Origin of the sequence: Bartonella sp. AP258QHHD (assembly GCF_042196145.1) — a bacterium.
Classification (GTDB): Bacteria; Pseudomonadota; Alphaproteobacteria; order Rhizobiales; family Rhizobiaceae; genus Bartonella.
In genome coordinates, this window is record NZ_JBHIPR010000047.1 from 100,763 (window position 1) to 123,946 (window position 23,184).

The 23,184-nt window shown below is 38.0% G+C and carries 20 protein-coding genes and 1 pseudogene; 6 read left to right on the top strand and 15 right to left on the bottom strand.

Features of this window, described 5'->3' with window-relative positions; all coding sequences use genetic code 11:
* The first annotated feature begins 290 nt into the window (after positions 1-290).
* Positions 291-659, top strand: coding sequence for a TIGR02301 family protein (locus ACFIMM_RS05180; RefSeq protein WP_375611221.1), 369 nt, complete (start codon positions 291-293; stop codon positions 657-659).
* A gap of 409 nt (positions 660-1,068) precedes the next feature.
* Here the strand turns inward: ACFIMM_RS05180 and ACFIMM_RS05185 are convergent, their stop codons facing one another.
* Entirely contained in the window at positions 1,069-2,397 is a 1,329-nt protein-coding gene (locus tag ACFIMM_RS05185) for a dihydroorotase (RefSeq protein WP_375682460.1), read from the bottom strand.
* A 64-nt stretch (positions 2,398-2,461) separates the two neighbouring features.
* Between ACFIMM_RS05185 and ACFIMM_RS05190 the strand changes: the two genes are divergently transcribed.
* Entirely contained in the window at positions 2,462-3,334 is an 873-nt protein-coding gene (locus tag ACFIMM_RS05190) for a YgfZ/GcvT domain-containing protein (protein WP_375629274.1), read from the top strand.
* The gene (locus ACFIMM_RS05195; RefSeq protein ID WP_375610152.1) at positions 3,327-3,944 is read left to right on the top strand and encodes a YfbR-like 5'-deoxynucleotidase; all 618 of its coding nucleotides are present in this window, start codon (positions 3,327-3,329) and stop codon (positions 3,942-3,944) included. The genes ACFIMM_RS05190 and ACFIMM_RS05195 overlap by 8 nt, the downstream gene beginning before the upstream one ends.
* Before the next feature lie 591 nt (positions 3,945-4,535).
* Here ACFIMM_RS05195 and panB read toward each other — a convergent pair.
* The 11 genes from panB to rpoZ form a co-directional block, all read right to left on the bottom strand.
* Positions 4,536-5,351 carry a 3-methyl-2-oxobutanoate hydroxymethyltransferase gene (gene panB / locus ACFIMM_RS05200; RefSeq protein ID WP_375612945.1) on the bottom strand — a complete coding sequence of 272 codons (816 nt, stop codon included), beginning with the start codon at positions 5,349-5,351 and terminating at the stop codon, positions 4,536-4,538.
* A complete protein-coding gene (panC, locus tag ACFIMM_RS05205; RefSeq protein ID WP_375612946.1) occupies positions 5,348-6,208 on the bottom strand; it encodes a pantoate--beta-alanine ligase in 861 nt (286 codons plus the stop codon). The genes panB and panC overlap by 4 nt, the downstream gene beginning before the upstream one ends.
* Positions 6,209-6,231: 23 nt before the next feature.
* On the bottom strand, positions 6,232-6,978 hold the full coding sequence (gene recO / locus ACFIMM_RS05210) for a DNA repair protein RecO (RefSeq protein ID WP_375638092.1): 747 nt from the start codon (positions 6,976-6,978) through the stop codon (positions 6,232-6,234).
* A gap of 25 nt (positions 6,979-7,003) precedes the next feature.
* The gene (gene era, locus ACFIMM_RS05215) at positions 7,004-7,909 is read right to left on the bottom strand and encodes a GTPase Era (protein WP_375612948.1); all 906 of its coding nucleotides are present in this window, start codon (positions 7,907-7,909) and stop codon (positions 7,004-7,006) included.
* Entirely contained in the window at positions 7,902-8,609 is a 708-nt protein-coding gene (gene rnc, locus ACFIMM_RS05220) for a ribonuclease III (protein ID WP_375612949.1), read from the bottom strand. The genes era and rnc overlap by 8 nt, the downstream gene beginning before the upstream one ends.
* Entirely contained in the window at positions 8,590-9,402 is an 813-nt protein-coding gene (gene lepB / locus ACFIMM_RS05225; RefSeq protein ID WP_375611213.1) for a signal peptidase I, read from the bottom strand. The genes rnc and lepB overlap by 20 nt, the downstream gene beginning before the upstream one ends.
* Positions 9,403-9,481: 79 nt before the next feature.
* Positions 9,482-9,883 carry a holo-ACP synthase gene (gene acpS / locus ACFIMM_RS05230; protein WP_375629295.1) on the bottom strand — a complete coding sequence of 134 codons (402 nt, stop codon included), beginning with the start codon at positions 9,881-9,883 and terminating at the stop codon, positions 9,482-9,484.
* A gap of 61 nt (positions 9,884-9,944) precedes the next feature.
* Positions 9,945-10,520 (bottom strand): DUF2062 domain-containing protein, encoded by a 576-nt coding sequence (locus ACFIMM_RS05235; protein ID WP_375692650.1) that lies wholly within the window; start codon positions 10,518-10,520, stop codon positions 9,945-9,947.
* 93 nt (positions 10,521-10,613) lie between these two features.
* Positions 10,614-11,192: an orotate phosphoribosyltransferase gene (gene pyrE, locus ACFIMM_RS05240; RefSeq protein ID WP_375629334.1), complete on the bottom strand. Its 579-nt coding sequence runs from the start codon at positions 11,190-11,192 to the stop codon at positions 10,614-10,616.
* Between the two features lie 16 nt (positions 11,193-11,208).
* Positions 11,209-13,434 carry a RelA/SpoT family protein gene (locus tag ACFIMM_RS05245; RefSeq protein WP_375638090.1) on the bottom strand — a complete coding sequence of 742 codons (2,226 nt, stop codon included), beginning with the start codon at positions 13,432-13,434 and terminating at the stop codon, positions 11,209-11,211.
* A gap of 128 nt (positions 13,435-13,562) precedes the next feature.
* On the bottom strand, positions 13,563-13,961 hold the full coding sequence (gene rpoZ, locus ACFIMM_RS05250) for a DNA-directed RNA polymerase subunit omega (protein ID WP_273791104.1): 399 nt from the start codon (positions 13,959-13,961) through the stop codon (positions 13,563-13,565).
* Between the two features lie 570 nt (positions 13,962-14,531).
* Between rpoZ and ACFIMM_RS05255 the strand changes: the two genes are divergently transcribed.
* Complete coding sequence (locus ACFIMM_RS05255) at positions 14,532-15,200, top strand: uracil-DNA glycosylase (protein ID WP_375638131.1); 669 nt, start codon at positions 14,532-14,534, stop codon at positions 15,198-15,200.
* 48 nt (positions 15,201-15,248) lie between these two features.
* Here the strand turns inward: ACFIMM_RS05255 and smpB are convergent, their stop codons facing one another.
* Both smpB and dapA read right to left on the bottom strand, forming a co-directional pair.
* Complete coding sequence (gene smpB / locus ACFIMM_RS05260) at positions 15,249-15,725, bottom strand: SsrA-binding protein SmpB (RefSeq protein WP_012231306.1); 477 nt, start codon at positions 15,723-15,725, stop codon at positions 15,249-15,251.
* Between the two features lie 18 nt (positions 15,726-15,743).
* Positions 15,744-16,628 (bottom strand): 4-hydroxy-tetrahydrodipicolinate synthase, encoded by an 885-nt coding sequence (gene dapA / locus ACFIMM_RS05265; protein WP_375612952.1) that lies wholly within the window; start codon positions 16,626-16,628, stop codon positions 15,744-15,746.
* Positions 16,629-16,878: 250 nt separating this feature from the next.
* Here dapA and ACFIMM_RS05270 point away from each other — a divergent pair.
* Positions 16,879-18,968 (top strand): annotated as a pseudogene (locus ACFIMM_RS05270) (lytic transglycosylase domain-containing protein).
* A gap of 967 nt (positions 18,969-19,935) precedes the next feature.
* Here the strand turns inward: ACFIMM_RS05270 and ACFIMM_RS05275 are convergent.
* Entirely contained in the window at positions 19,936-20,706 is a 771-nt protein-coding gene (locus ACFIMM_RS05275) for an energy transducer TonB (protein WP_375611295.1), read from the bottom strand.
* A gap of 242 nt (positions 20,707-20,948) precedes the next feature.
* Between ACFIMM_RS05275 and ACFIMM_RS05280 the strand changes: the two genes are divergently transcribed.
* A complete protein-coding gene (locus ACFIMM_RS05280; protein ID WP_375611208.1) occupies positions 20,949-23,126 on the top strand; it encodes a TonB-dependent hemoglobin/transferrin/lactoferrin family receptor in 2,178 nt (725 codons plus the stop codon).
* Positions 23,127-23,184: the final 58 nt, after the last annotated feature.

Here is a 23,184-nt window from a genome sequence, read left to right on the forward strand (position 1 = left end):
TGCTTTCTCTCCTTAAAGAAAATGAGCTTAGAAAAAAATCTATAGGCAATACAATATAAATCTATGTGAAAAATAGATAGTTTGCAGAAAGAAAATCTTAAATTTTTAACCACACAAAGCTTCGTCAGTATTTTCAATATTCCACAATGGGTTCCTTACTGCCTCTTACGCCCTATATTTTATAATCAATAATTGAGAATAATGTAGCAATTAACTTTATTTTTACACCGTTCTCATGACAAAATTATTTTATCTTTACAGAGTTTTATTCAAAGAAAGCAATAAAAATAATGCGGTATAGATTGATAAACATCATTATTTTAATATTTCTTGTCATTTCAATGCCAGCCTTTGCACAACAATCTCCACCTTATGAAAAAAAATTACTCCGACTAGCAGAAATTTTGGGATCATTGCATTCTCTCCAAAATCTTTGCGAGCCTCCAACAAACCAATGGTATGACTATATGAATGCACTGATTGAAGCAGAACGCCCCATTCCACAAAGACGTGCTTATTTTTATGAAGCGTTTAATGAAGCGTATCGTGCTTTCTCAGAAAATTATCATCATTGTACACAAGCAGCCATTGAAGCCAACCAAAGATACATTGAGGAAGGAAGAATTTTATCTGAAAACCTCCTCATGCATTATAAATAATTAATCTATACAAAAAGTAGCTCTCTCAATCTTAGCGATATCAATGATAATCCCTTCACAAATAAAGGGAGCAATAAATCAACTTTGAAAATAGAGAAACTTTTAAAGAATAAGCCTCGATACGCTTTTATTCTTATAGCGTCTTTTCCTCATACAAAATCGTTCTTTGGCTTTTTCCCCCTCCGCAAAGCTGATTTGCAAATCGTTTGGGTTCTTGTTGAACGGATTCTTCTTGGCTCCTCACTCATTTGATCTACTTAACTAAAGGCTCGACGGACAAGCTTGAAAATATTCACCACGCACTTAAAAAAACAATTATGCACCAAGGAAGCTAACATGCCCTATATCCCCACTCTAAAAAACGATGTTTTATGGCATAAGAGAATAAAACCTATAAAGCTTAATCTGTTTACACCAAAGTTTCTATAAATTTAACAGGCTCTCCTTGTGAAGGGGTGACAATTTCACCTTCCCACATCACACGCATACCACGGATAATCGTTCCAACAGGCCAACCTTTAACCTTTTGACCATCATAAGGTGTCCAACCGGCACGCGAACCAATTAAGCCATTCGTAATAATTTCTTCCCGTTTAAGATCAACAATGGTTAAATCAGCATCAAACCCAACAGCAATGCGCCCTTTACAACTTATACCAAAAATACGACTAGGGCCATGTGAAGTGAGATCAACAAAACGTTCAAGAGATATTTTTCCTGCATTCACATGTGTCAACATAATTGCTGCTGTTGTTTGCACGCCTGTCATACCTGAAGGTGAAGAGGGATAAGGTTGAAGTTTTTCTTCAAGAGTATGAGGCGCATGATCTGAACCTAAGACATCAATAATTCCTTGTTGAACACCGTACCAAAGAGCGTCACGGTGGCGCGGCTCACGAATAGGCGGATTCATCTGAATTAATGTACCAAACTTCTTATAATCATCAGCCGTGAGCGTCAAATGATGTTGTGTCACTTCAATTGTTGCAACATCCTTATGTTTTTTTAGAAAATCAATTTCTTCTTCTGTCGAAAGATGTAACACATGAATCCGAGCCTTCGTCTCATGAGCAATTTTTACCAAACGCTGCGTACATTTTAATGCCGCAACTTCATCACGCCAAATCGGATGTGACGATGCATCCCCTTCAATACGCAATATTTTACGCTCTTTGAGCCTCGCCTCATCTTCAGAATGAAAAGCCGCACGACGGCGTGTATTCTTCAAAATAAGGCGTACACTTTCATCATCATCAACCAAAAGATCACCGGTAGAGGACCCCATAAAGACTTTAATTCCAGCCGCACCAGGAAGTCTTTCTAATTCAGATAGTTCATGAGCATTTTCACGCGTTCCTCCAACCCAAAATGCAAAATCACAATGCATTCGATGAAATGCGCGTTGAACCTTATCGCTTAATGTTTCTTCTGATGTTGTCAATGGATTGGTATTAGGCATTTCAAAAACTGCCGTAACACCCCCTAACACAGCAGAATACGAGCCACTTTCCAAATCCTCCTTATATTCATTTCCTGGCTCACGAAAATGCACTTGGCTATCAATAATTCCTGGTAAAATATGAAGCCCCGTACAATCAATGACCTCACTAGCCGATGCACATGTAAGGTCGCCTATTTCAGCAATACGACCATTTGTAATACCAATATCACGCTTGCTTCTTCCATCATGATTCACAAGTGTTGCACCTTTAAAAATTGTATCAAATGTTTTAAACATAACCACGCTCCTTACATATTGCTCACTTATCGATTATGTAACTTTGAGCAGAAAGGCAAGAACCATGATTGAAAAACAAAATGCCATTTGCTTAAAAAACCGCGGACTTATTCAAATTACAGGCGAAGAAGCAACAGATTTTCTACAATCCCTGATCACGACAGATGTAAAAAAAATCAGTCCACAGGAACTTTTCCCTGGAGCCCTTTTATCCCCACAAGGAAAGGTTCTTGCTGATTTTCTTATCGGAAAAAAAGAAGATGGTTACCTGATTGATATCAGGATGCCTTTAGCTGATACGCTCCATAAGCGTCTGTTGCTCTATAAGCTGCGCAAAAAAGTAGAAATTACACAACCATTCCAAGAGCTTGTTACAGTTTCTTTGAATAATGAATCAGATGCTTTAAATTTTGATTCAAGTTTTGTTGATAAACGCTTCCCACAAAAAGAAAAAATAATACGAATCTATGGCAAAAAACCTTTTTTAACTTCAGAATATCATGACACATGGAATCAATTGCGTATCCGTTATGCAATTGCGGAAAGTGATCAAGACTATGAAATTGGCAAAGTCTTTCCTCATGATATTAATTACGATCAAATCAATGGACTTGCATTCAATAAAGGATGTTATATTGGACAAGAAATTGTTTCACGAATGCACCACCGCCGTGCAGCACGTCGCCGTATTTTTATTGTAAAAGGCCAGTGTAAATTAACCCCTCAATCTAGCATTGAAGCAGGAACAAAAGTGCTTGGCTACTTGGGAACATGTGTAGAAAATGAGGCTCTTGCTTTAATGCGTATTGACCACGTCAAAGATGCTATGGATCATAACATCCCCTTTACTGTAAAAAACATTCCTGTCACTATAAGCATTGCTGAAAATATGAATTTTACCTTTCCTGAAAATACTATAGAAAACACTCATGGCTAAAGCTGAATTATTAAAAAATGGAGAAGCCCGCGCTTGGCAAAGAATGCTCTCTGGAAGGCGACTTGATCTTCTCAACCCTTCTCCTTTTGATGTTGAAATTGAAGATATTGCCCATGGACTTGCTCGCGTAGCACGTTGGAACGGTCAAACACGAGGAGAGCATGCCTATTCTGTTGCACAACATTCACTTTTGGTTGAACAAATATTTCAAAAACTTTTTCCACAATCGGGAAGCAACGAATGTCTTTATGCCCTTCTTCATGATGCTCCAGAATATGTCATCGGCGATATGATTTCCCCTTTTAAAGCTGTTATAGGAAAACAATATGAACGCGTTGAAAAGCGCATCCAAGATGCTATCCACATGCGCTTTTCTCTTCCCGTTGATCTTTCTCAAAAACTTTTAAAAAAAATTAAACAAGCCGACCGTATCGCTGCCTATTATGAAGCGATTACGCTTGCTGGATTTAATACAGAAGAAGCCCTTCACTATTTTGGCTCTCCCAATAATATTTTACCCGATGATCTGAATTTATCCCCCTATTCTACCCAACACATTGAAAACGCATTTTTAACGCGCTTTAATGACTTGGATGTCCAAAGATTATAGCCCCTTCGCATTGTTGATTCCTTGTCATTACAGAATCATCACACTGACTTATAATAATAATTCATTGTTTTTTCATTTTGAATGAGAGCTCCTAATATCGTAAGCTTCACTCATTTCAAATCTGTTTATATTGAATCAATCAAAATCATTCTCTTGCACACCACAAGCGGGTCTGGCGTGTGGGTAAAATTTTTTAAAGAAAGAGTTAAAATGCTTCTTATGAACCATCTCAAGTGCTAAGCGCTGTCGCAGCATTGAAAATTGGCAAAGTGTGTGATGATGCCGGCTTGCTCTCTTATGAAGCGTAAAGACGGGAGTACTCTATAAATTTTATACACTTCATAAGGGACTTACCACTATACTATTCACGAACGCCGTCGCGAAATAGGTTGGGTACCTTAAGAAAGCTTTCTTTAAAAAAGCATGTGAATTAGCGACCCAATGGCGTTCTATTTTGCATGAGAGGCGTGACTTCATTAAAGAAATGGAAAAAATCACAGTTCAAATTGCATACAAAATATATTAAAAATGCACATTCATTATCAAAATAACAAATGTTCTCTTGTCAAACCTTTCATCTTAAACTGAAGTTTATTTTAGTTTATAAACTTCATTATCCGCTGGGAAAGCACGAGATGTGACATCCTCTGCATAATTCTTTATTGCAGTTTCCATGGCTTGTTCAAGGTCTCCATAACGGCGTACAAATTTTGGCACATGAGAACCATAGCCCAACATATCTTCCATAACCAATACTTGCCCATCACATTGATTGGACGCCCCTATACCGATCGTAGGGATAGAAAGCTTATCTGTCAGTTTCACCGCTAAAGGTTCAACCATTGCTTCTAAAACAACAGCAAAAGCACCTGCCTCTTCAATCGCTGCTCCATCTGCTTCAATTCTTTGCCAATCATTCTCCTTGCGTCCTTGTGTTTTAAAACCACCAAAACGATTCATTGCTTGGGGTGTAAGACCGATATGCCCCATCACTGGAATGCCACGTTTACACAAAAAATCTACTGTTTCGGCTATATAAACGCCCCCTTCAAGCTTAACTGCACCACACCCCGTTTGTGCAAGAATGCGCGATGCATTTAAAAAAGCTTGCTCTGGACTTTCCTCATAAGAACCAAAAGGCATATCAATAACAACAAGAGCTTTTTGAGATCCACGCACCACGGCTTTCCCGTGTGAAATCATCATATCTAAATTAACAGGAAGCGTTGTCTCAAACCCATACACAACCATCCCAACGCTATCACCAACCAAAAGGATATCGCAATATGGATCAGCAATCCGCGCAGTATAAGCTTGATAAGCTGTTAAAGAAACAATTGGCTGTTGTCCCTTTCGTGCACGTATTTCGGAAGATGTTATACGCTTTACGGTTTTATGTACACTCATTTTCCACCCTTCTCTTGCAATATATATTGATCAATCAGCCTTATCTCACCAAAGCGGACAGTAAGAAGTAAAACTGCTGGTTTATTCAATGTTCCTTTAACCACGCATAAAGTTTCCATATCCCGTAAATCTATCGCTTCAATGATTGCACGCGTTTCTTGTTGTAAAATATCACGAACAGTTTTGCATAATTTATCAACCGACCGTTCACCTTCATGATAAAGCTTTTCAGCAGCTTTTCCACTTTCAGGAATAATTTTGGCAGCTTTACGATCTTCTAATGTTAAAAGCTGATTGCGTGAAGAACACGCTACACCATCTGACTCCCGTAGAATAGGAACTCCAACGATTTCAATAGGAAAAGCCAAATCTTCAACCATACGCCGAATAATTAAAATTTGTTGAAAATCCTTTTCCCCAAAAAAAGCCTTATCTGGTTGGACAATGTTAAAAAGTTTAGCAACAACGCTTGTTACACCACAAAAATGCCCTGGACGTAATTTTCCCATCAAAATACGTGATAATTTTTTCACTTGTACAATTGTATCATTCCCCAGTGGCCACATTTCATCTACAGAAGGAGCAAAAACACATTCAACACCTGCTTCTTTTAACAAAGCACAATCGCCCTTCAAATCTCTTGGATATTGAGAAAAATCTTCATGAGGTCCAAATTGCTTTGGATTGACAAAAATAGAAACCACTACGCGATCACACATTGCTCTTGCATACTGTACTAATGCAAGATGGCCATCATGCAATGCCCCCATTGTTGGAACAAAACCAATCGAAAAACCTAAACGTCGTTCCTCTGAAGTATATTGGCGGACTTCAGCAATTGTCTTTAAAATTCTCATTTTCCCATTCAATTATCATCAGATCAACCAATTAATGCCTGTACACCAAATTGACGCTCAAACAATTGTATCAAATTCATGCGCACTGACGGCTGCTTTATATCTCGTGGCTCCCAGACATGACGCATAAGAAAAAAACCCGTCAGTATAAAACCATTTATTATGTCACTAAAATCAGCAGGACGAGTCGTTCTGTGTACAAGAAACTGTGGTAGAATGAGAAGCTTTTTTTTCCAAGGTTCCCCTGCTTCTTCACAGACAGCCCGTCCAGATTTTGGTGATACGTAATGAAGCCTTTCCTGACGACCTGTTGCAGCACAACAAGATAAATCAAGACCAAAACCAAGTTCTTCAAGAAGCCGCATTTCAAAACGTACAAGCAATTCTGCATTGACAAATGGTTCATCAAAATTCTGCATAAAAAGGTGTAAAATATCATATAAAATGGGGTGCGGATCACGTTCGGGAAGAAGCCGCAAATGAAAAGCTATCAATTGCAAAGCATAAAGTGCTTCTGGTAGACAGATTAATCGTGCCGCATGTAAATCAAGAGCTTCAAGCCGAAAAAGTCCCAAATGTTCGTCTAAACGAGCCCACCATTCAGCCTCCACAAAATTTCCAGGTTGAAGAAGAGCTGCCATGCGACGCGAGCGCCCCCCTTTTACCACTCCCATATAACGACCATGTTCACGTGTCATAATCTCAAGAATAACACTTGTTTCACCATATTGGCGTGTACCAAGTATAACGGCTTGTTCTTTCCACTTCATTTTACTTTAATTATTTTTAAAAATCTTATTTTAAAAAATCCAATCCCATTTCACGATAACGTTCTGGATCGGTATCCCAATTATCTCGCACTTTCACAAAGAGAAAAAGATGCACCTTTTGATCCATAATTTCCATGAGTTCTTTACGTGCTGCTTGACCAATCGCTTTAATTGTATCGCCTTTTGCTCCTAAGACAATTTTTTTCTGACTCTCACGCTCGACATAAATAACTTGATTAATTTTAACGGAACCATCTGAACGCTCTTCCCAGTTTTCTGTTTCAACCGTTGAGGAATAAGGAAGTTCATCATGAAGACGAAGAAAAAGTTTTTCACGCGTAATTTCAGCAGCAAGATGACGCATAGGCATATCAGAAATTTGATCTTCCGGATAATACCATGGCCCTTCCTGCATCATGTTACTCAACGCATGAAGTAAATCCTTGCAACCAGAACCGTTTAGAGCAGAAATCATAAATGTTTGCGCAAACTTTACACGTTCATTTATTTTAGTGGTTAACGCTAGAAGAGATGATTTAACAACTGTATCAACCTTATTAAGAACAAGAACTTTTTCTTGTTTCATATTGTTTACAATATCTAACATCATATCAACTTCATCCGAAAGACCACTTTGAGCGTCAATTAAAACGAGTAGAACATCAGCGCTCTTAGCCCCTCCCCAAGCAGCAGAGACCATGGCTCGTTCTAAGCGCTTATGGGGACGAAAAACACCCGGTGTATCAACCAACACAATTTGCACATCATCATGAATGACAATACCGCGGATTAAAGTTCGTGTTGTTTGTACCTTATGTGTTACAATTGAAACCTTTGTTCCAACCAATTGATTAACCAATGTCGATTTACCGGCATTAGGCATCCCAATAAGCACAACAAACCCAGAACGCTTTTTCATAACGTCACTCATGATCATTTTTTCCTACTGTTTTCCATACACCCTCTCGTCGCAAAATTTTTTCAGCTGCCATTCTTTCAGCATATCTTTTGGAGCTTCCCTGCCCAATCTCTGAAGCAAACCCAGAAATACTGACCTCTACCATAAAAACAGGATCGTGATCTGGACCTGAACGTTTTATAACCTGATAATGTGGTTGTGCATTGCCTTGGATATGCGCCCATTCCTGTAATTCTGTCTTGGCATCACGTCGACCAGCATCCATTTTCTTTGCCCGACTTTGCCAATATTTTTGAATAAAAGGGCGAACGCTTTCCAATCCTCCATCGAGATATATTACGGCAATCAAAGCTTCCACGACATCTGCATGCATGTTGATAAGTCGACGCCCCTCAAAATTTTTCATCTCAAAACCAACACGGATCATATCAGGAAGTCTCATTTCACGCGCAATATCAGCACATGTCTGTGCATTGACCAGATGATTTAAACGGACTGATAATTCACCTTCACTTGCCTGAGGAAAAAGTTGATACAGCATCTCTGCAATCAAAAGCCCTAAAACCCGATCCCCTAGAAACTCTAGTCGTTCATAATTCCCCTGTTCCGAATCTTGTACACTCGAGTGTGTTAATGCCTTCTTTAACCTCTCTTCATCTTTAAAACGATGCCCCGTCAGCTTGAAAAGCTGATCAATCATGAGACGTTTCATCGTTGTTTCCTTGCTTGATAAGCGGCAAATCATGAACCGTATTTATGAAAGAAAACAAACGTTTCCAACGCACATCAAATGGCCAGCGCCAAATCTGCCAAGCACTTGAACCATTACTGATAGAAAAGAAAATCACGCTCGCGCGACCAATAAGATTTTCTTCTGGAACATAGCCTACATCTAAACGACTATCATCTGAATTGTCGCGGTTATCTCCCATCATAAAGTAATGTCCTTGAGGAACTTCAAAGACTTCTGTATCATCAACTTTCGGGATGAAAGCTAAATCAAGTGTATCATAACTGACACCGTTAGGCATTGTCTCGCGATAAACCTCAACAGGATAGTTAACCTCTGTTATATCAGAATTATCAATCTCCCCCATAAAGTGACGTGAAACAGCCTCATCATTAATATAAAGGACACTTTGACGGACTTGTATACGATCACCTGGTAGCCCAACAACGCGTTTTATATAATCAATCTTCGGATTACTTGGTAAGCGAAAAACGACCACATCTCCACGTTGAGGTTGAGATGCCCAAATCCGTCCAGAAAAAAGAGGAGGAGAAAAGGGGATGGAAAAACGAGAATACCCATATGCATACTTAGAAACAAACAGATAATCTCCCACCAACAAAGTAGGACGCATTGAACCGGAAGGAATACTAAACGGCTGGAAAAAAAGTGTCCGAATAAACGCTGCTAAAAGCAAAGCCTGTATTAAAACAGAAATAAATTCACGAAGCCCACCTTTTTTTTCTTTTTTATGCACTTTATCTTTTTGGATCATCACCAACTGCCTTCTCATCACAGATATAATTTTTTTCATCATAATATTCAAATAACAAAAGCACAATCTCTCATGCCATCTATCCACGTGGAAGTGCTTCGATAATAATAAATGCCTGTGCCCAAGGAAAATCATCTGTTATACTAAGATGAATAACTGCATCATGATGAGGAGGTAATAACTTTTGAAGTTGTATTTGCGCACGATTTGTTAATTGCATTATTGGTTTACCAGACGGCAAATTAACTACCCCCATGTCTTTCCAATTGATACCACAAGCGATTCCCGTTCCTAAGGCTTTAGCACATGCTTCTTTAGCAGCAAATCTTTTTGCATAAGAAGAGGAGCTTTTTTTGAGATTTTCAGATCTATTTCTTTCAATATCCGTAAAAATACGTTCAATAAAACGCTCACCATAACGAACCAACATTTTCTCAATACGTCGTATATCAACCAGATCATTTCCAAGACCAATAATCATAAGATATTACCCGATCTTTCTTAAATTTATTTCTGTTTTAATACAGGCGATGAGCGCTTCTTTAAACGCCTTTTTTTTTTATAATCTTTTGATATCGCTTTTGTTTAAAACGAACCGTTGCTCTGTAAACACCTATATAAGATAAACCACCAAAAACAATACCTAAAAGAGTTCCCCCTAAAATCATAGGACTCATAATTGTGTCCCATGCGCCTTTAAAGAGGAGAGAGAGATTTGACAATGTCAAACCATTAAATAGAGCACGAATTTGCGAAAGAGAAATCTCTTTGACATCGCTAAAAAGTGATAAACAAAAATACCCTACTTTATAATCAGCCATGACAATCAATAAAAATGTGAGTGGATTAGAAAAAATTGTCCCAATGATTGCGGCAGCAAAGTTTGCACGCAAAAGCCAAGAAAAAAATATTGCCAAAATAATATGCAGCCCAAAGAAAGGGGAACAAGCTAAAAAAACGCCAACAGCAACCCCTAATGCTACTTCATGCGGTGTTGCTGATATACGCAAAATACGTTTATGTATGTAGCAAAATGAGCGAGAAAATGAACGACGTGGCCATAACCAAAGTCGAATACGCGTTACAAAATCTATTGGTTCTCGACGACGAAAAAGCATATGACTCTCAATATACATCTTTTGATGATGAAATAATCTATATCATCCAAATTAATCTTTTTAAGCTTTTGCACAAAAAAAATATAACGACAATTAAATATTTCGACTGCCTGGTTTAATCGCGGGAAGAACAGAAAGCTCTGCAGGAAGTGCATCACTAGCATAAGAGGTTATCTCGTATTCAGCAAGCGCAATCAATGGAACTCCAACATTGACCTTACCACCAGAACGATCAAGGATACATGCACTAGCCAATACCTCTGCTCCTGCTGCAACAAGCGCTTCAACAGTCTCACGAATGGAAAGACCCGTTGTTACAATATCTTCAACAATAACAACCCGTGCACCCTTCTTGATTTCAAAACGACGCAATTCAAAGATGCCATTTATACGCTCTACCCAAAGAGAAGGAACACCAAGGTGACGTGAAGTTTCATAGGAAGGAATAAGACCGCCAATTGCGGGACCAACAACATAGTCAATTTTTCCCTCGATAGATTTTTTGATTTTTTCAGCCAATCCACGACATAACTTTTCCGTCAAGTCAGCATGCATGAATACTTTCGCTTTTTGCATATAAGTCGCACTATGGCGCCCCGATGTTAAAATAAAATGCCCTTCTAGAATAGCATCTGCTTGTTTAAAAATATCAATGACATCTTGTGTATTCATTGCAAAATCTTTCTTTTTATCCATGAACCCGCCGTACTGTACTTACTGAACCTGCCTTTTTTAACTGAGAAAAAATACGATTCAAATGTTTTAAATCCCACACTTCCAAATCAATCATAATTTCTGTAAAATCTGGTGCTGTACGGATAAAAGATAAATTTTGGATATTGGCATCGTTAGCAGAAATTATTTGTGTAATTTCAGCCAAAGAACCAGGACTATTTACAACTAAAATATTCATCCGTGCAGGAAAACGTTCATTCATTTGGGCATCAATATCCCAGCGGACATCAATCCATCGTTCTGGCTGATCATCATACGCCATCAAAGCTGAAGACTGTATTGGATAAATAACAATCCCAGCTCCTGGCTGCATAATACCAACAATCCGATCTCCAGGTACTGCTCCTTCCGGTGAAAAACGTACGGGTATATCTCCACGGGTTCCTCTAATAGGCAAGGCTTTAGATTGATGATTCTCGACCATTGCATTCTTTTCATTTTCTGGAACTTTAAAAATCATACCTTGAGCATTTTCAATATTAAACCAACCTTCTTCCCCAGGCTTAAAAGATGACTTTTGTACCACACGGTGATCTTGATAATCAGGATAAACCGCTTTAATCACATCAGCGGAAAACAGCTCTCCACGCCCAACAGCAGCCAATACATCCTCTACATCTTTACGTGCTAAACGTGGCAAAACTTTCTTCAAAAGGTCTTTTGAAAATTGCTTTCCCATATATTCAAATGAACGCTCGAGAATACGATATCCTAAACCCGAATATTGTTTACGTACCGCTGCACGACTTGCTCGTCGAATAGCTGAACGTGCTTTACCCGTGACAACAAGAAATTCCCATGCTGCTGGCGGAATTTGAGCGTGTGAGCGAATAATATCAACCTCATCACCATTTTTTAATTTGGTCATTAAAGGCATAATACGACCATTGATTTTTACACCAACACAAGAATCACCGATGTCTGTATGGACGGCATAAGCAAAATCAATAGGCGTAGCTCCTTTAGGAAAAGCAATTAATCGACCTTTCGGCGTAAAACAAAAAACTTGGTCTTGAAAAAGCTCAAGTTTTGTATGTTCTAAAAACTCTTCTGGATTATCTCCATCAGACAAAGATTGTATCGTTTGACGCAACCATGCATAGGCATTCGTTTCACTTGATAACTTCACAGTCGAATAATTGGAACCGTGCTCTTTATATATGGAATGAGCAGCAACCCCATATTCAGCAACTTCATCCATAGCAGCCGTTCTAATTTGCAACTCAACACGTTGTCTTGAAGGACCAACAATTGTTGTATGAATAGAACGATAATCATTTTGCTTTGGTATAGAGATATAATCTTTAAAACGACCAGGAACCATTGGCCATGTCGTATGAATGACACCAAGAGCACGATAACAATCATTCACGGACTCAACAATCACACGAAATCCAAAAATATCCGATAATTGTTCAAAAGATAATGCTTTACTTTCCATTTTGCGAAAAACTGAATAAGATTTTTTCTGACGGCTTTTAACATCTGCTTTAATGCCATGCTCGAAAAAAAGTTTTGTCAATTCATTTTCAATTGTGGAAAGCAAATCACGGTTGTGTTTCAATAATTCAGAAAGTCGATTGGTAATCGTACGATAACCTTCTGGATTTAAATAAAAGAAAGAGAGATCCTCTAATTCCTCACGCATATCCTGCATACCCATACGACCTGCAAGTGGCGCATAGATATCCATCGTCTCCTCAGCAATTCGCCGACGTTTATCATCACGCATAACACCAAGGGTACGCATATTATGAAGACGATCAGCAAGTTTGACTAAAAGAACACGAACATCATCAGAAATAGCAATAAGAAGTTTACGAAGATTTTCTGCTTGTACGGCTTTCTTTGATACAAGATCAAGCTTATTAAGCTTTGTAAGCCCTTCAACCAACTTCCCAATTTCAGAACCAAAAAGCTGATCAATTTCTGCTCGTGTAGCGCTTGTATCTTCAATTGTATCATGCAAAAGAGCAACAGCAATCGTTGCCTCGTCCAACCGCATATCTGTCAAAATAGCAGCAACTTCTAAAGGATGAGAAAAATAAAGATCACCTGACGCACGCTTTTGATGTGCATGCTTTTTCATTGCATAATCATAGGCCCTGTTTAAAAGAGCCTCATCTACGTCAGACTTGTAACGTTGAACACGTCTAACAAGCTCACACTGACGCATCATACGAGCATATCCTTTATCTTTTCACACCTCTAATCTTTATTGAACATGTCCTATCAATAAAAGACAAGAAAAATAATTGCTCCTTACATGACAAGGTATCTTTACTCCTGTAACATAAATTGCTGCAATTAATAATCGTCACTTTTTTCTGGAACAACCAAACCTTCAATACCCGCTAAAAGCTCTTCTTCTGACATATGATCAAATGAAGTACCTTCTTCTTGCGACGACGTATTAAAAACACTTTCAGCTTCACCTGAATGGGTAATAAATTCACTTGCCATTTCTGGCTCATCTACTTCCACATGCTTTTGCAACGAATGAATAAGGTCTTCCTTTAAATCAGCAGGCGACAATGTTTCTTCTGCTATTTCACGCAAAGCAACAACTGGATTTTTATCATTATCACGATCAACCGTAATCTGCGCTCCTTGTGAAATCTGACGCGCCCGATGACCTGCTAAAAGTACCAATTCAAAGCGGTTGTCAACTTTATCAATACAATCTTCTACCGTTACGCGGGCCATTTATGCCTCTTTCTCAAATAAAAAAATTTAATAGCGGATAGAGGAGTATATACAATAATCAAAATAAAATACAAGAAAAACAACACAAACTTTTATATTTTTTGATTAAAGAACTTATTTAAAAAAATTCTTGGAAAATTTATAAAAATGTATAACCTATTCATGCTTGTTATCAAAATTTCTTTTAAAAGCATTCCAATAGATTGACTTCAAACAAAGGGAGGTCTTTCTTGACAAAATACTTGTCTGGAGTCCTTATCCTTTTAAAAGGAATACCTGCTGTTTAAACCCTTTGCAATAACAGCAGCCTTATACATACTTTTTATGATAATATCTTTATCTAAAGAGAAAACTTTTTTCTTTGAACATCATGTGTATCGCACTCTTATTCATCGAATAAATTACTGAAAGATGATCTCTCTTTACACAATAATGAGCAATAAGTTTATATTAAACTTTCTTCTAAAAAAGTTTATTTATATTCATTATAGATTGTTTATCAAAACATAACCCGTCATATACGCTATATAAAGACTCAAAAAAATAGAAAAACGATTGATGCCTAACACCATGAATAGCCAATTAACATCACTTTACCCAGAACCACCCCAAAATTGCAATTTATGTCCTAGGCTTCATCAATTTATCGCTGGCTGGCGTGTAAAAGAACCAAGTTGGTATAACGCACCGGTGCGCCCATTCTTTCCTTATAAAGGGCCAGATACAACACGCCTTCTTATTGTTGGGCTTGCTCCTGGATTACGCGGAGCAAATCGAACTGGACGTCCATTTACTGGTGATTATGCTGGGCACTTACTTTATTCAACTTTAAAAAAGTTTGGTTTTGCCCAAGGAACCTTTGAAGAAAGAGCAGACGATACTCTTGAACTTATTGATGCAGCAATTGTTAACTCTGTTCGTTGCGTTCCACCAGAAAATAAACCCACCGGTGCAGAAATTAACACGTGCCGCTATTTCTTTTCACCTCTTTTAACAAATCTTCCCAAACTTAAAGCCGTTATTACCTTAGGCACCATTGCGCACCATTCAACGATACGTGCCCTTAATGCAAAAGTTTTATCTCACCCTTTTGGACACGGTGAAATCAATAACATCGGCAGATTACGCATCTTTTCGAGCTATCACTGTTCTCGTTATAATACAAATACTGGGCGCTTGACAGACGCCATGTTTCACCAAATCTTTCAAGCAGCAAAAACATACTTAGATCAATGCTAAAACTGTTTTAAACAGCGCTATGAATAAAGAATATCTAGATCGCATCCATTAGCCATATCTTTTTAAAAGTCTTGCTTTTTCACGTCCCCAATCGCGTTTTTTTTCCGTTTCGCGCTTATCATGAAGCTTTTTCCCACGCGCTAGAGCGATCTCCAACTTAACGCGCCCTCGTTCATTAAAATAAAGTTTGAGAGGAACAAGTGTCATTCCTTCACGAGACGTTGCATTAAAAAAACGTGCCATCTCACGTTTTGAAAGTAATAATTTGCGCAAACGTCGTGGTTCATGATTAAAACGATTAGCCTGCGTATATTCAGGAATATAGCTGTTTACTAACCATAATTCCCCATTCTCAAAACTCGCATAGCTTTCAGCAATATTGGCATGATTAGAACGTAAGGACTTCACTTCCGCTCCCTGAAGGACAAGACCAGCCTCGAGATTATTAAGGATTTCAAAATTAAAACGTGCTTTACGATTGTCAGCAATTATTTTCCGTACGGGCGCGTTCTTTTTTTTATTCATGGCTTTGTCAATATCATTTTATGCTTTTAAAAGACCAGCATGACTGAGGGCTGCATCAATAATCTTCTTTGTTCTTTCTGTTAATGGAACAATAGGAGAACGCACAGTATCACCACAAAATCCTAATTTTGCAGCAGCATATTTAATACCTGCTGGACTAGGTTCAATAAACACAGCACGATTAAGAGGCATCAAGCGATCATTTAATTCTCGTGCTGTTTTATAATCACCACGAAAACAAGCGGCTTGAAGTTCAGCACAAAGCTTTGGAGCAACATTAGAAGAAACTGAAATACACCCCATACCTCCATGTGCATTAAAACCTAACGCCGTACAATCATCACCGGAAAGCTGCACAAAATCTTTTCCACACTTTTCACCTTGTTCACTAACGCGCTCAATTCTGCTCGTTGCATCCTTAACACCAATGATATTGTTAAAATCTTGATAAAGGTCTTTCATCGTTTCTACAGCCATATCGATAATAGAACGACCAGGAATATTATAAATTATAATCGGAATAGAAACAGCTTTGGCAATGGAAGAAAAATGCTTGTATAAACCAGATTGATTTGGTCTATTATAATAGGGAGTGACAACCAAAACTGCATCTGCACCAGCTTTTTGCGCGTATTGTGCAAGCTCTACAGCCTCGCTTGTGCTATTTGATCCCGCTCCAGCAACAACAGGAACACGCTTTGCAACCTGCTCAACACACAATTCTATAATCCGCTTATGTTCTTCATGACTTAACGTTGCTGATTCACCTGTTGTCCCAACAGGGCTTACACCGTTAATCCCTTGTGTGATCTGCCATTCAACAAAATCACAAAACGCCTTCTCATCAATCGCGCCCTTGTTATCAAACGGTGTGATAAGCGCAGTTATAGCTCCCTTGAGCATGATAAACTCCCTATAATGTTTGCTTTTATTTTTTTATAATCGCCTTTTATAAATTTTAAATAGAACATAATCTTGCTCTATCATTGAAGCAAGATGAATTTCAAAAAAAGCCCCCATAAGATGAAAATGTCCCTCCTTAAATGTTGAACATTTCTTTAAAATAAGCCGTCTATATTAACGCGTTTTTCATGCTTGTGTTCTATAAATCCTTAAGTTTTTACAAAAAGCAAGGTCTCAAGGTCTTTTCTCTATGCGTGTATTATCCACCTCTCTTTTCGTATCAACCTTTACTACACTTATACTGGCAATAAGAATTTTATTTTCAAGTGCATACGCGCAAACACCCCTTTTGCAAGGGAAAGTACCAATCCCTTTGGTTCGCCCTACTCCCTTTACCGCAAAAGAAGCTCAAGAATCTCTTCAACAGATACACACTACATCACACAATACTGCTACACTTCAGCAACTGAAAACTGGGCTAGATGCACTAGCAAACAACAATATTGCAAAAACAATAAATCTTCGTAATTCAATGGAAAAACATAGCCTTGATCGTCATATTTTGACATGGGCGCTGGGGGTGTCAAACCAAGCTAATATACCCAGTTCTGAAATATTTAATGCAATCAACATGCTAAAAGGATGGCCCGGTATAGAAACGATGCAACGCAATGCTGAACGTGCTTTTCTTAACGAAACCAACGTCACACGCGCAATCATCCAAAAATTTTCTCATCACCCGCCCCAAACAGCACAAGGGATGGCTCTCTTCGCTAAAGCACTTATCGCAACGGGACAAACCACTCGTGCTCAACACGTTATTGCGCCATGGTGGCATAAAACACAGCTTAATGCAAAAGAAGAAGTATTTGTTCTTAAAAATGCAAACGCTGCATTAAAACCTATTGATCATTTGAGACGCATGCAGTTTATGCTCTATGCACATCGTTTTGATTCAGCAGCACGCGTTGCAAAATTAGCCCATGCTCAATCTCTTTTTAATGCTTTTGTGGCCGTTGAAAAAAATGATCCTAGAGCTACACAAAAATTAAAAGCTGTAGAGAGATCATGGCAAAAAGATCCTCTTTTTCAGTTTGCTCGAATACGCCATCTTCGACGAACAGAGCAATATGATGCAGCAGCAGCACTCATGATGAAAACATCAAAAGATGCATTCCGCCTTATGAACCCTCATTCATTGTGGAAAGAACAACGCGCCCTTTCTCGTGAAATGCTCGATTTAAACAAACCAAAAATTGCTTATCAACTTGTTGCAATGCACACTGGTATAACATCTGCATTAGCCGTCGATGCTGAGTTTCATGCAGGGTGGTATGCACTACGGTTTCTTCATAACCCTAAATTGGCAATGCAGCATTTTTCACGTATTCCTCAACTCTCTTCTTTACCTTTTTATGCATCACGTGGATATTACTGGATGGGACGAACAGCAGAAACGCTAGAAGAACATCAAAATGCCCAGCAATACTTTCATCGCGCAGCTCATTTTGGTGCAACTTACTATGGTCAATTAGCCGCTGCACGACTCAACCAAAAAAAGCTTAAAGTTTTCTTTCCCAAACCAACAACCGCTGAGCGACAACATTTTAGTGCACGAAAAGCGATCAAAGCAATTCAACGTCTTGAAGCAGCCGGCTATGCTGATTTTGCTAAAATTTTTTATAGAGAGCTCGGAAAAAAATAGAAAGCCCCGGTGAATTAGCTCTTCTGGCTGTTATGGCAGAAAAAAATGGAGACTATTATACCAGCCTCAAAATTGGAAAAATGGCTGTTTTTCAGGGGAAAAATGTCGGTGCACTCTCTCATCCTCTGGGAGCTATACCAGCTTCTGCTAATATTTCTGTAGAAGAAAAATCGCTTATCTATGCCATTGCACGCCAAGAAAGCGAATTTAATCCAACAGCCATATCAAAAGCAGGTGCACAAGGTATACTCCAATTGCTTCCTACAACAGCAAAAGCACTGGCAAAAAAATACTCAATCGCATGGTCTCCTAAAAAATTTAGCAGTGATGCTCATTATAATGCAACATTAGGTGCTCATTTTCTCAATGAACAATTAGAACGTTTTAATGGATCCTATATACTAACTCTTATTGGCTATAATGCGGGTCCCCGTCGAGTCAATGAATGGATAAAACGTTATGGCGATCCTCGAGGTCAATCTCTCGATAACGTCATTGATTGGATTGAACGTATTCCTTATACAGAAACACGTAATTACGTGATGCGTGTCATGGAAAATTATGGTGTCTACAAAGCAAGACTCACTGGGAAAATAGATATAAAAACCGACTTGCTTTCTGGTCGACGGAAATAATATGCCTTAACTTCCCAAATAGCATTTGAAAGCGTTGATAAGAAGTGTTTTTATTCCTTTTTAAATAGTACCATACCCACTTTCTTAGGACGTATAAGAAAGTAATTTTAATTGATTCAGTATTAATAAATTCGAAATGATGAATTATCATTATAAATCAACAGGTAGTACAAATAATTCATTTCTTCTCAACATAGACGACAATATCATAGAGATTACAAATATAAGAGAAGAGTGAAACAAATAGCTCATCCTTTTACTGTTGCTTATTAGTCAATATTCAAATCTTGTGAAACAGCATCTTTTAAGACTATTTTTCCTGCTTATAACATTTCTATACCAAATAAGAGCACGTTATTATATATATCGTTTGGATTATCTCTGATAACAGAAAGACAGACTCATTGAGTTAGAAAGCCTTAAAGACAAACAATTCTCTTCTGCCCCTTCCCTTTCATTCGGTTCTACGACTTTGAAATATGTCAATATCTTTTAATGATGAAGATGAAACTTTGCTTTTTTTCTCATTTTTACATATAAGCTCACATCCTTCACACAAAACAGAGCATCCCAAAATAGTATGTTTTTCTTATTTATAATTCCTCTTTTATTTTAATGTTTCTAAGTCCATTTCACAACGGTGTATCTGAAAAGTACTTACGAAAATCCTCTCACGAATGGTATAAAAATCGATTAGACCTTTAATTAATAAAAGCTATAGCTCTATCATCCCTTAACTCCCAATGTTGCAAAAGCCCTTTCATTTAGAGCACTCATAAGAAGTATATTCACTGCTTTTTAGAAGTTTTTTATCCATGCTCCTCCTCAACTTGTATCATAAGTAAGCGGATGGTTTTGATTGATTCAACATCAAAAAAATTCGAATAAATTATATTTGAACTTTCATTAAAATTATAAACAATCATTATAAATCAATATATTATAAGAAAGCGCCCCGCATAAAAAATCAGCTAAATATTAGGGATACTCTAATTGTTTTATTCACTTTTGATGGTGGTGGTGGTGGAAAAGAACCAACGCGTCGAAGGGCTGCCATCGCTAATCGATCAAGTTCCGGGTCACCAGCAGAGACTACTACACGACTAGAAAAAATACTCCCCTGCTCATGCACCATAAATTCTAACTTCACCGTTCCTTTTGTACGATTGGTGCGCTGTCCCACAATATAATTTTTTTGCCTTTCTAATTGTGACTGTACCTTTGCTAACCACTCCATTAACAACATATCTTCAAGCCCTGCTGTACCGCCGCCCTTGTTGATGGAAGAAGAACGTACCGCCTTTGCATTGGAGCGCTTTACTACAGCCTTTGGCATCGGTATTGTTTTTTTGATAAACGCTTTATGCTCCACTTTTTGAGGTAGGGGTTCTTCTAAAGGCTTTAAGTCATCTTGTTCTACTATATGCTGAGGTTCTTCCGATTGAACTTCATCCACGGATTCCAATCCTTCTGACTCCTGCTCTAGGAGATCAGACTGTAATACTTCTTGCTCTGTATTAATATCCGACTCTCTATGAATATCTGGCAAGTCTGTATCAACATCCGGATATACAGTTTCTTGCATAAAAGTCAGCATAATCTCCGACGAGAGCAAACCATTACTTATACCAGTACTTTGAAAATAAAACTGTGCTGCCAATAATACATGCAAAAAGAAAGCCCCAATAAATGCACCAATCCAAAGAGTTAATAATTGTTTCGTATTTGCAAAAATCATCGTTTCTTCTGCCACTATTTTAAGCTTAATATTGGTGTTCAATCTCATTAAAACAGGCTATTTTGAAATTGCAACTTTTTTCTTGACTGATTTTGTCATGTTTAATATGGTCTTCTAATGATTTTGTGCCGTTGTCAAAATCATTCCTACTTGGCTGGCAAGTTTTAATCAGTGAGTCCAGCCTTTTTGTATTAAAAAATTTCAAAACAGAGAGGGGATGTTTAAAAGGGTTATGATGTGTTATGCAAATAAGACGAAAAAATATCTATAAAAGCTGTGTAATTTTAAGTGCATTATCGGTCTGTATACCTTCATTTGTTTTTGCACAAAATAAAGATGGAAGTGCTGTCACTGAACTCAAACCAATCCTTATTAAAGGAAAAAAAATAGAAGATGCTTCAAATTCAATAACCATTCTGACTGATCGTAAGACCAACAAGAATATTGATGAAAGACAAATAACTGATGTTTATGATGTGAGTCGTCTTAATCCTTCCGTATCCTATAACTCAGAAAATAACAGTTTCGTTATTCGGGGTTTAGATGCAAACCGTGTTCTTACGACAATGGATGGTATTTCTCTTCCATGGTTTAATGATATATTCCGTGGTGGAGGTGGAAACACAACTTTTGATTTCAATGCTCTTTCTACGTTTGATACTATTCAAGGATCAGATTCTAGTCTTTATGGTTCTGGCGCCTTAGGGGGAATCATTGCGTTGCGTACCCTTGATCCTGAAGACCTGATCGTGGAAGAAAAGAATTGGGGAAGCCTTATAAAAGGTGGTTATAATTCTGTTGATAACAGCTGGCGCATCGATCAAGCTTTTGCTGTGCGTAATTACCGGACATTTTTACTTTTTCAAGGATCTTATGTAGAAGGTCATGAGCGCAAAAATATGGGAACAGTAGAAGGGTATGAGGAACGCACGCGCAAAAACCCTTCTCACTTTGATAAAAATAACTTGCTTTTTAAAATTCATCAATATTTGAGTGATAATCACCGCCTTGGTTTTACCGCAGAGCGTTTTGGTCATAATAGTAACACACATGAATTAAATTCGTCTAAAAGATACGCTCCAGGTTCCGTTTATGAGCAGGATAATAAACTTCGTGAGCGCTTTTCTCTTTCTTATAATTATAATGGTAATGGTGATGCAGTTCTTGATGCGTTTAATGGGCAGCTTTATTGGCAAAGGCAATCAAGTCGTTACGTTATGACAGGCGTTCGTGTTTCAGCTCCCAAAGGGGATTATTTGAGAGATAATTTCTTGCGTAATATCAATTATGGTTTCAATGCTGATGCCCTTAAAAAAGTGGATTTTGGCACTATAAACCATACGTTAAAGTTTGTAATGAATGTTTCGTCATCTAAATTTCATCACTATTTGTTAGGTAAAGACAATTGTCATATAAAAGAATACGCTCGGGGATGTCTTTTTGTTCCTGCTAATCGATCAGATTCACCAGACACAAATGGTTACAATTTAGGTTTTGTTTTTGAAGATGAAATTGGGTTGGTTGATGATCGTTTTCGTATAACACCGGGAATCCGGTATGATTGGTACAAATATGTTCCTCAGAAAACACCTTCTTATGAGAAAGCACTGATTTCTGATAAATTCCCTCCAGAAAGAAATGGTTCACGCTTTTCTCCTAAATTACGCGTGGAGTGGGATGTTCGTAATCAAGTAACGCTCTATGCTCAGTGGGCACAGGCTTTTCGTGCACCACGTATTTCAGAACTTTACGTCTCTTATATCAAACCTTCTGCTTATTACGTGAAAGGGAATCCTGATCTTCAACCAGAAACAAGCAATGGGTATGATGTTGGTCTACGGTATGGAAATGTAAATTTCGGTGGTTCCTTCAATGCCTTTTTCAATAAATATAAGAATTTCATAGATACTGAGGATAGAGGGCCATCAGAGGAATTTAGATTTGCGCGTCGGCATTACATGAATCGTTTTCACGTGCAAATTTTTGGTGTTGAGACAAAAGCCCATTTAGTTCTTAAAAATGGTTTTCATAGCAATGTTGCTCTTGCTTATTCACAAGGAAAAGATCTTGATAAAAAGGAGTATCTTAACTCAATTCCTCCTTTGAAAGCAGTTATCGGATTAGGATATGCAAAAGAGGTTTGGGGAAGCGATATTATCCTTACTTTGGCAGCTAAACGTGACAAAGTAGCCGGAGAATCTGATTACCAAAAAATTCCAGGATATCATGTCGTTGATATGACAGGGTGGTGGAAACCATTCGGTGAAACGGGACCTATTCTAAGAGCCGGTGTTTATAATCTTTTCAATACAAAATATTGGAATGTATCTGAACTTCCTTCAGGTAAAAGTTCAACACCAAAAGATTATTATAGCCAGCCTGGTCGTAACTTTAAGGTGTCGTTTGTACAAAAGTTTTAGTCACTTCTGTTAATTATTCGGTCAATAAAATCGTATTGATAAAAGGATTAATTATTGT

What these genes read in the sequence shown, in the direction of transcription:
- panC (WP_375612946.1), bottom strand. Translation starts at nt 6,208, where the DNA reads ATGAGAATTTTAAAGACAATTGCTGAAGTCCGCCAATATACTTCAGAG.
- ACFIMM_RS05195 (WP_375610152.1), top strand. Translation starts at nt 3,327, where the DNA reads ATGGCTAAAGCTGAATTATTAAAAAATGGAGAAGCCCGCGCTTGGCAA.
- pyrE (WP_375629334.1), bottom strand. Translation starts at nt 11,192, where the DNA reads ATGAATACACAAGATGTCATTGATATTTTTAAACAAGCAGATGCTATT.
- acpS (WP_375629295.1), bottom strand. Translation starts at nt 9,883, where the DNA reads ATGATTATTGGTCTTGGAAATGATCTGGTTGATATACGACGTATTGAG.
- ACFIMM_RS05190 (WP_375629274.1), top strand. Translation starts at nt 2,462, where the DNA reads ATGATTGAAAAACAAAATGCCATTTGCTTAAAAAACCGCGGACTTATT.
- ACFIMM_RS05235 (WP_375692650.1), bottom strand. Translation starts at nt 10,520, where the DNA reads ATGCTTTTTCGTCGTCGAGAACCAATAGATTTTGTAACGCGTATTCGA.
- ACFIMM_RS05185 (WP_375682460.1), bottom strand. Translation starts at nt 2,397, where the DNA reads ATGTTTAAAACATTTGATACAATTTTTAAAGGTGCAACACTTGTGAAT.
- rpoZ (WP_273791104.1), bottom strand. Translation starts at nt 13,961, where the DNA reads ATGGCCCGCGTAACGGTAGAAGATTGTATTGATAAAGTTGACAACCGC.
- ACFIMM_RS05280 (WP_375611208.1), top strand. Translation starts at nt 20,949, where the DNA reads ATGCAAATAAGACGAAAAAATATCTATAAAAGCTGTGTAATTTTAAGT.
- smpB (WP_012231306.1), bottom strand. Translation starts at nt 15,725, where the DNA reads ATGAATAAAAAAAAGAACGCGCCCGTACGGAAAATAATTGCTGACAAT.
- ACFIMM_RS05180 (WP_375611221.1), top strand. Translation starts at nt 291, where the DNA reads ATGCGGTATAGATTGATAAACATCATTATTTTAATATTTCTTGTCATT.
- era (WP_375612948.1), bottom strand. Translation starts at nt 7,909, where the DNA reads ATGAGTGACGTTATGAAAAAGCGTTCTGGGTTTGTTGTGCTTATTGGG.
- ACFIMM_RS05275 (WP_375611295.1), bottom strand. Translation starts at nt 20,706, where the DNA reads ATGATTTTTGCAAATACGAAACAATTATTAACTCTTTGGATTGGTGCA.
- lepB (WP_375611213.1), bottom strand. Translation starts at nt 9,402, where the DNA reads ATGATCCAAAAAGATAAAGTGCATAAAAAAGAAAAAAAAGGTGGGCTT.
- ACFIMM_RS05255 (WP_375638131.1), top strand. Translation starts at nt 14,532, where the DNA reads ATGAATAGCCAATTAACATCACTTTACCCAGAACCACCCCAAAATTGC.
- dapA (WP_375612952.1), bottom strand. Translation starts at nt 16,628, where the DNA reads ATGCTCAAGGGAGCTATAACTGCGCTTATCACACCGTTTGATAACAAG.
- panB (WP_375612945.1), bottom strand. Translation starts at nt 5,351, where the DNA reads ATGAGTGTACATAAAACCGTAAAGCGTATAACATCTTCCGAAATACGT.
- recO (WP_375638092.1), bottom strand. Translation starts at nt 6,978, where the DNA reads ATGAAGTGGAAAGAACAAGCCGTTATACTTGGTACACGCCAATATGGT.
- rnc (WP_375612949.1), bottom strand. Translation starts at nt 8,609, where the DNA reads ATGAAACGTCTCATGATTGATCAGCTTTTCAAGCTGACGGGGCATCGT.
- ACFIMM_RS05245 (WP_375638090.1), bottom strand. Translation starts at nt 13,434, where the DNA reads ATGATGCGTCAGTGTGAGCTTGTTAGACGTGTTCAACGTTACAAGTCT.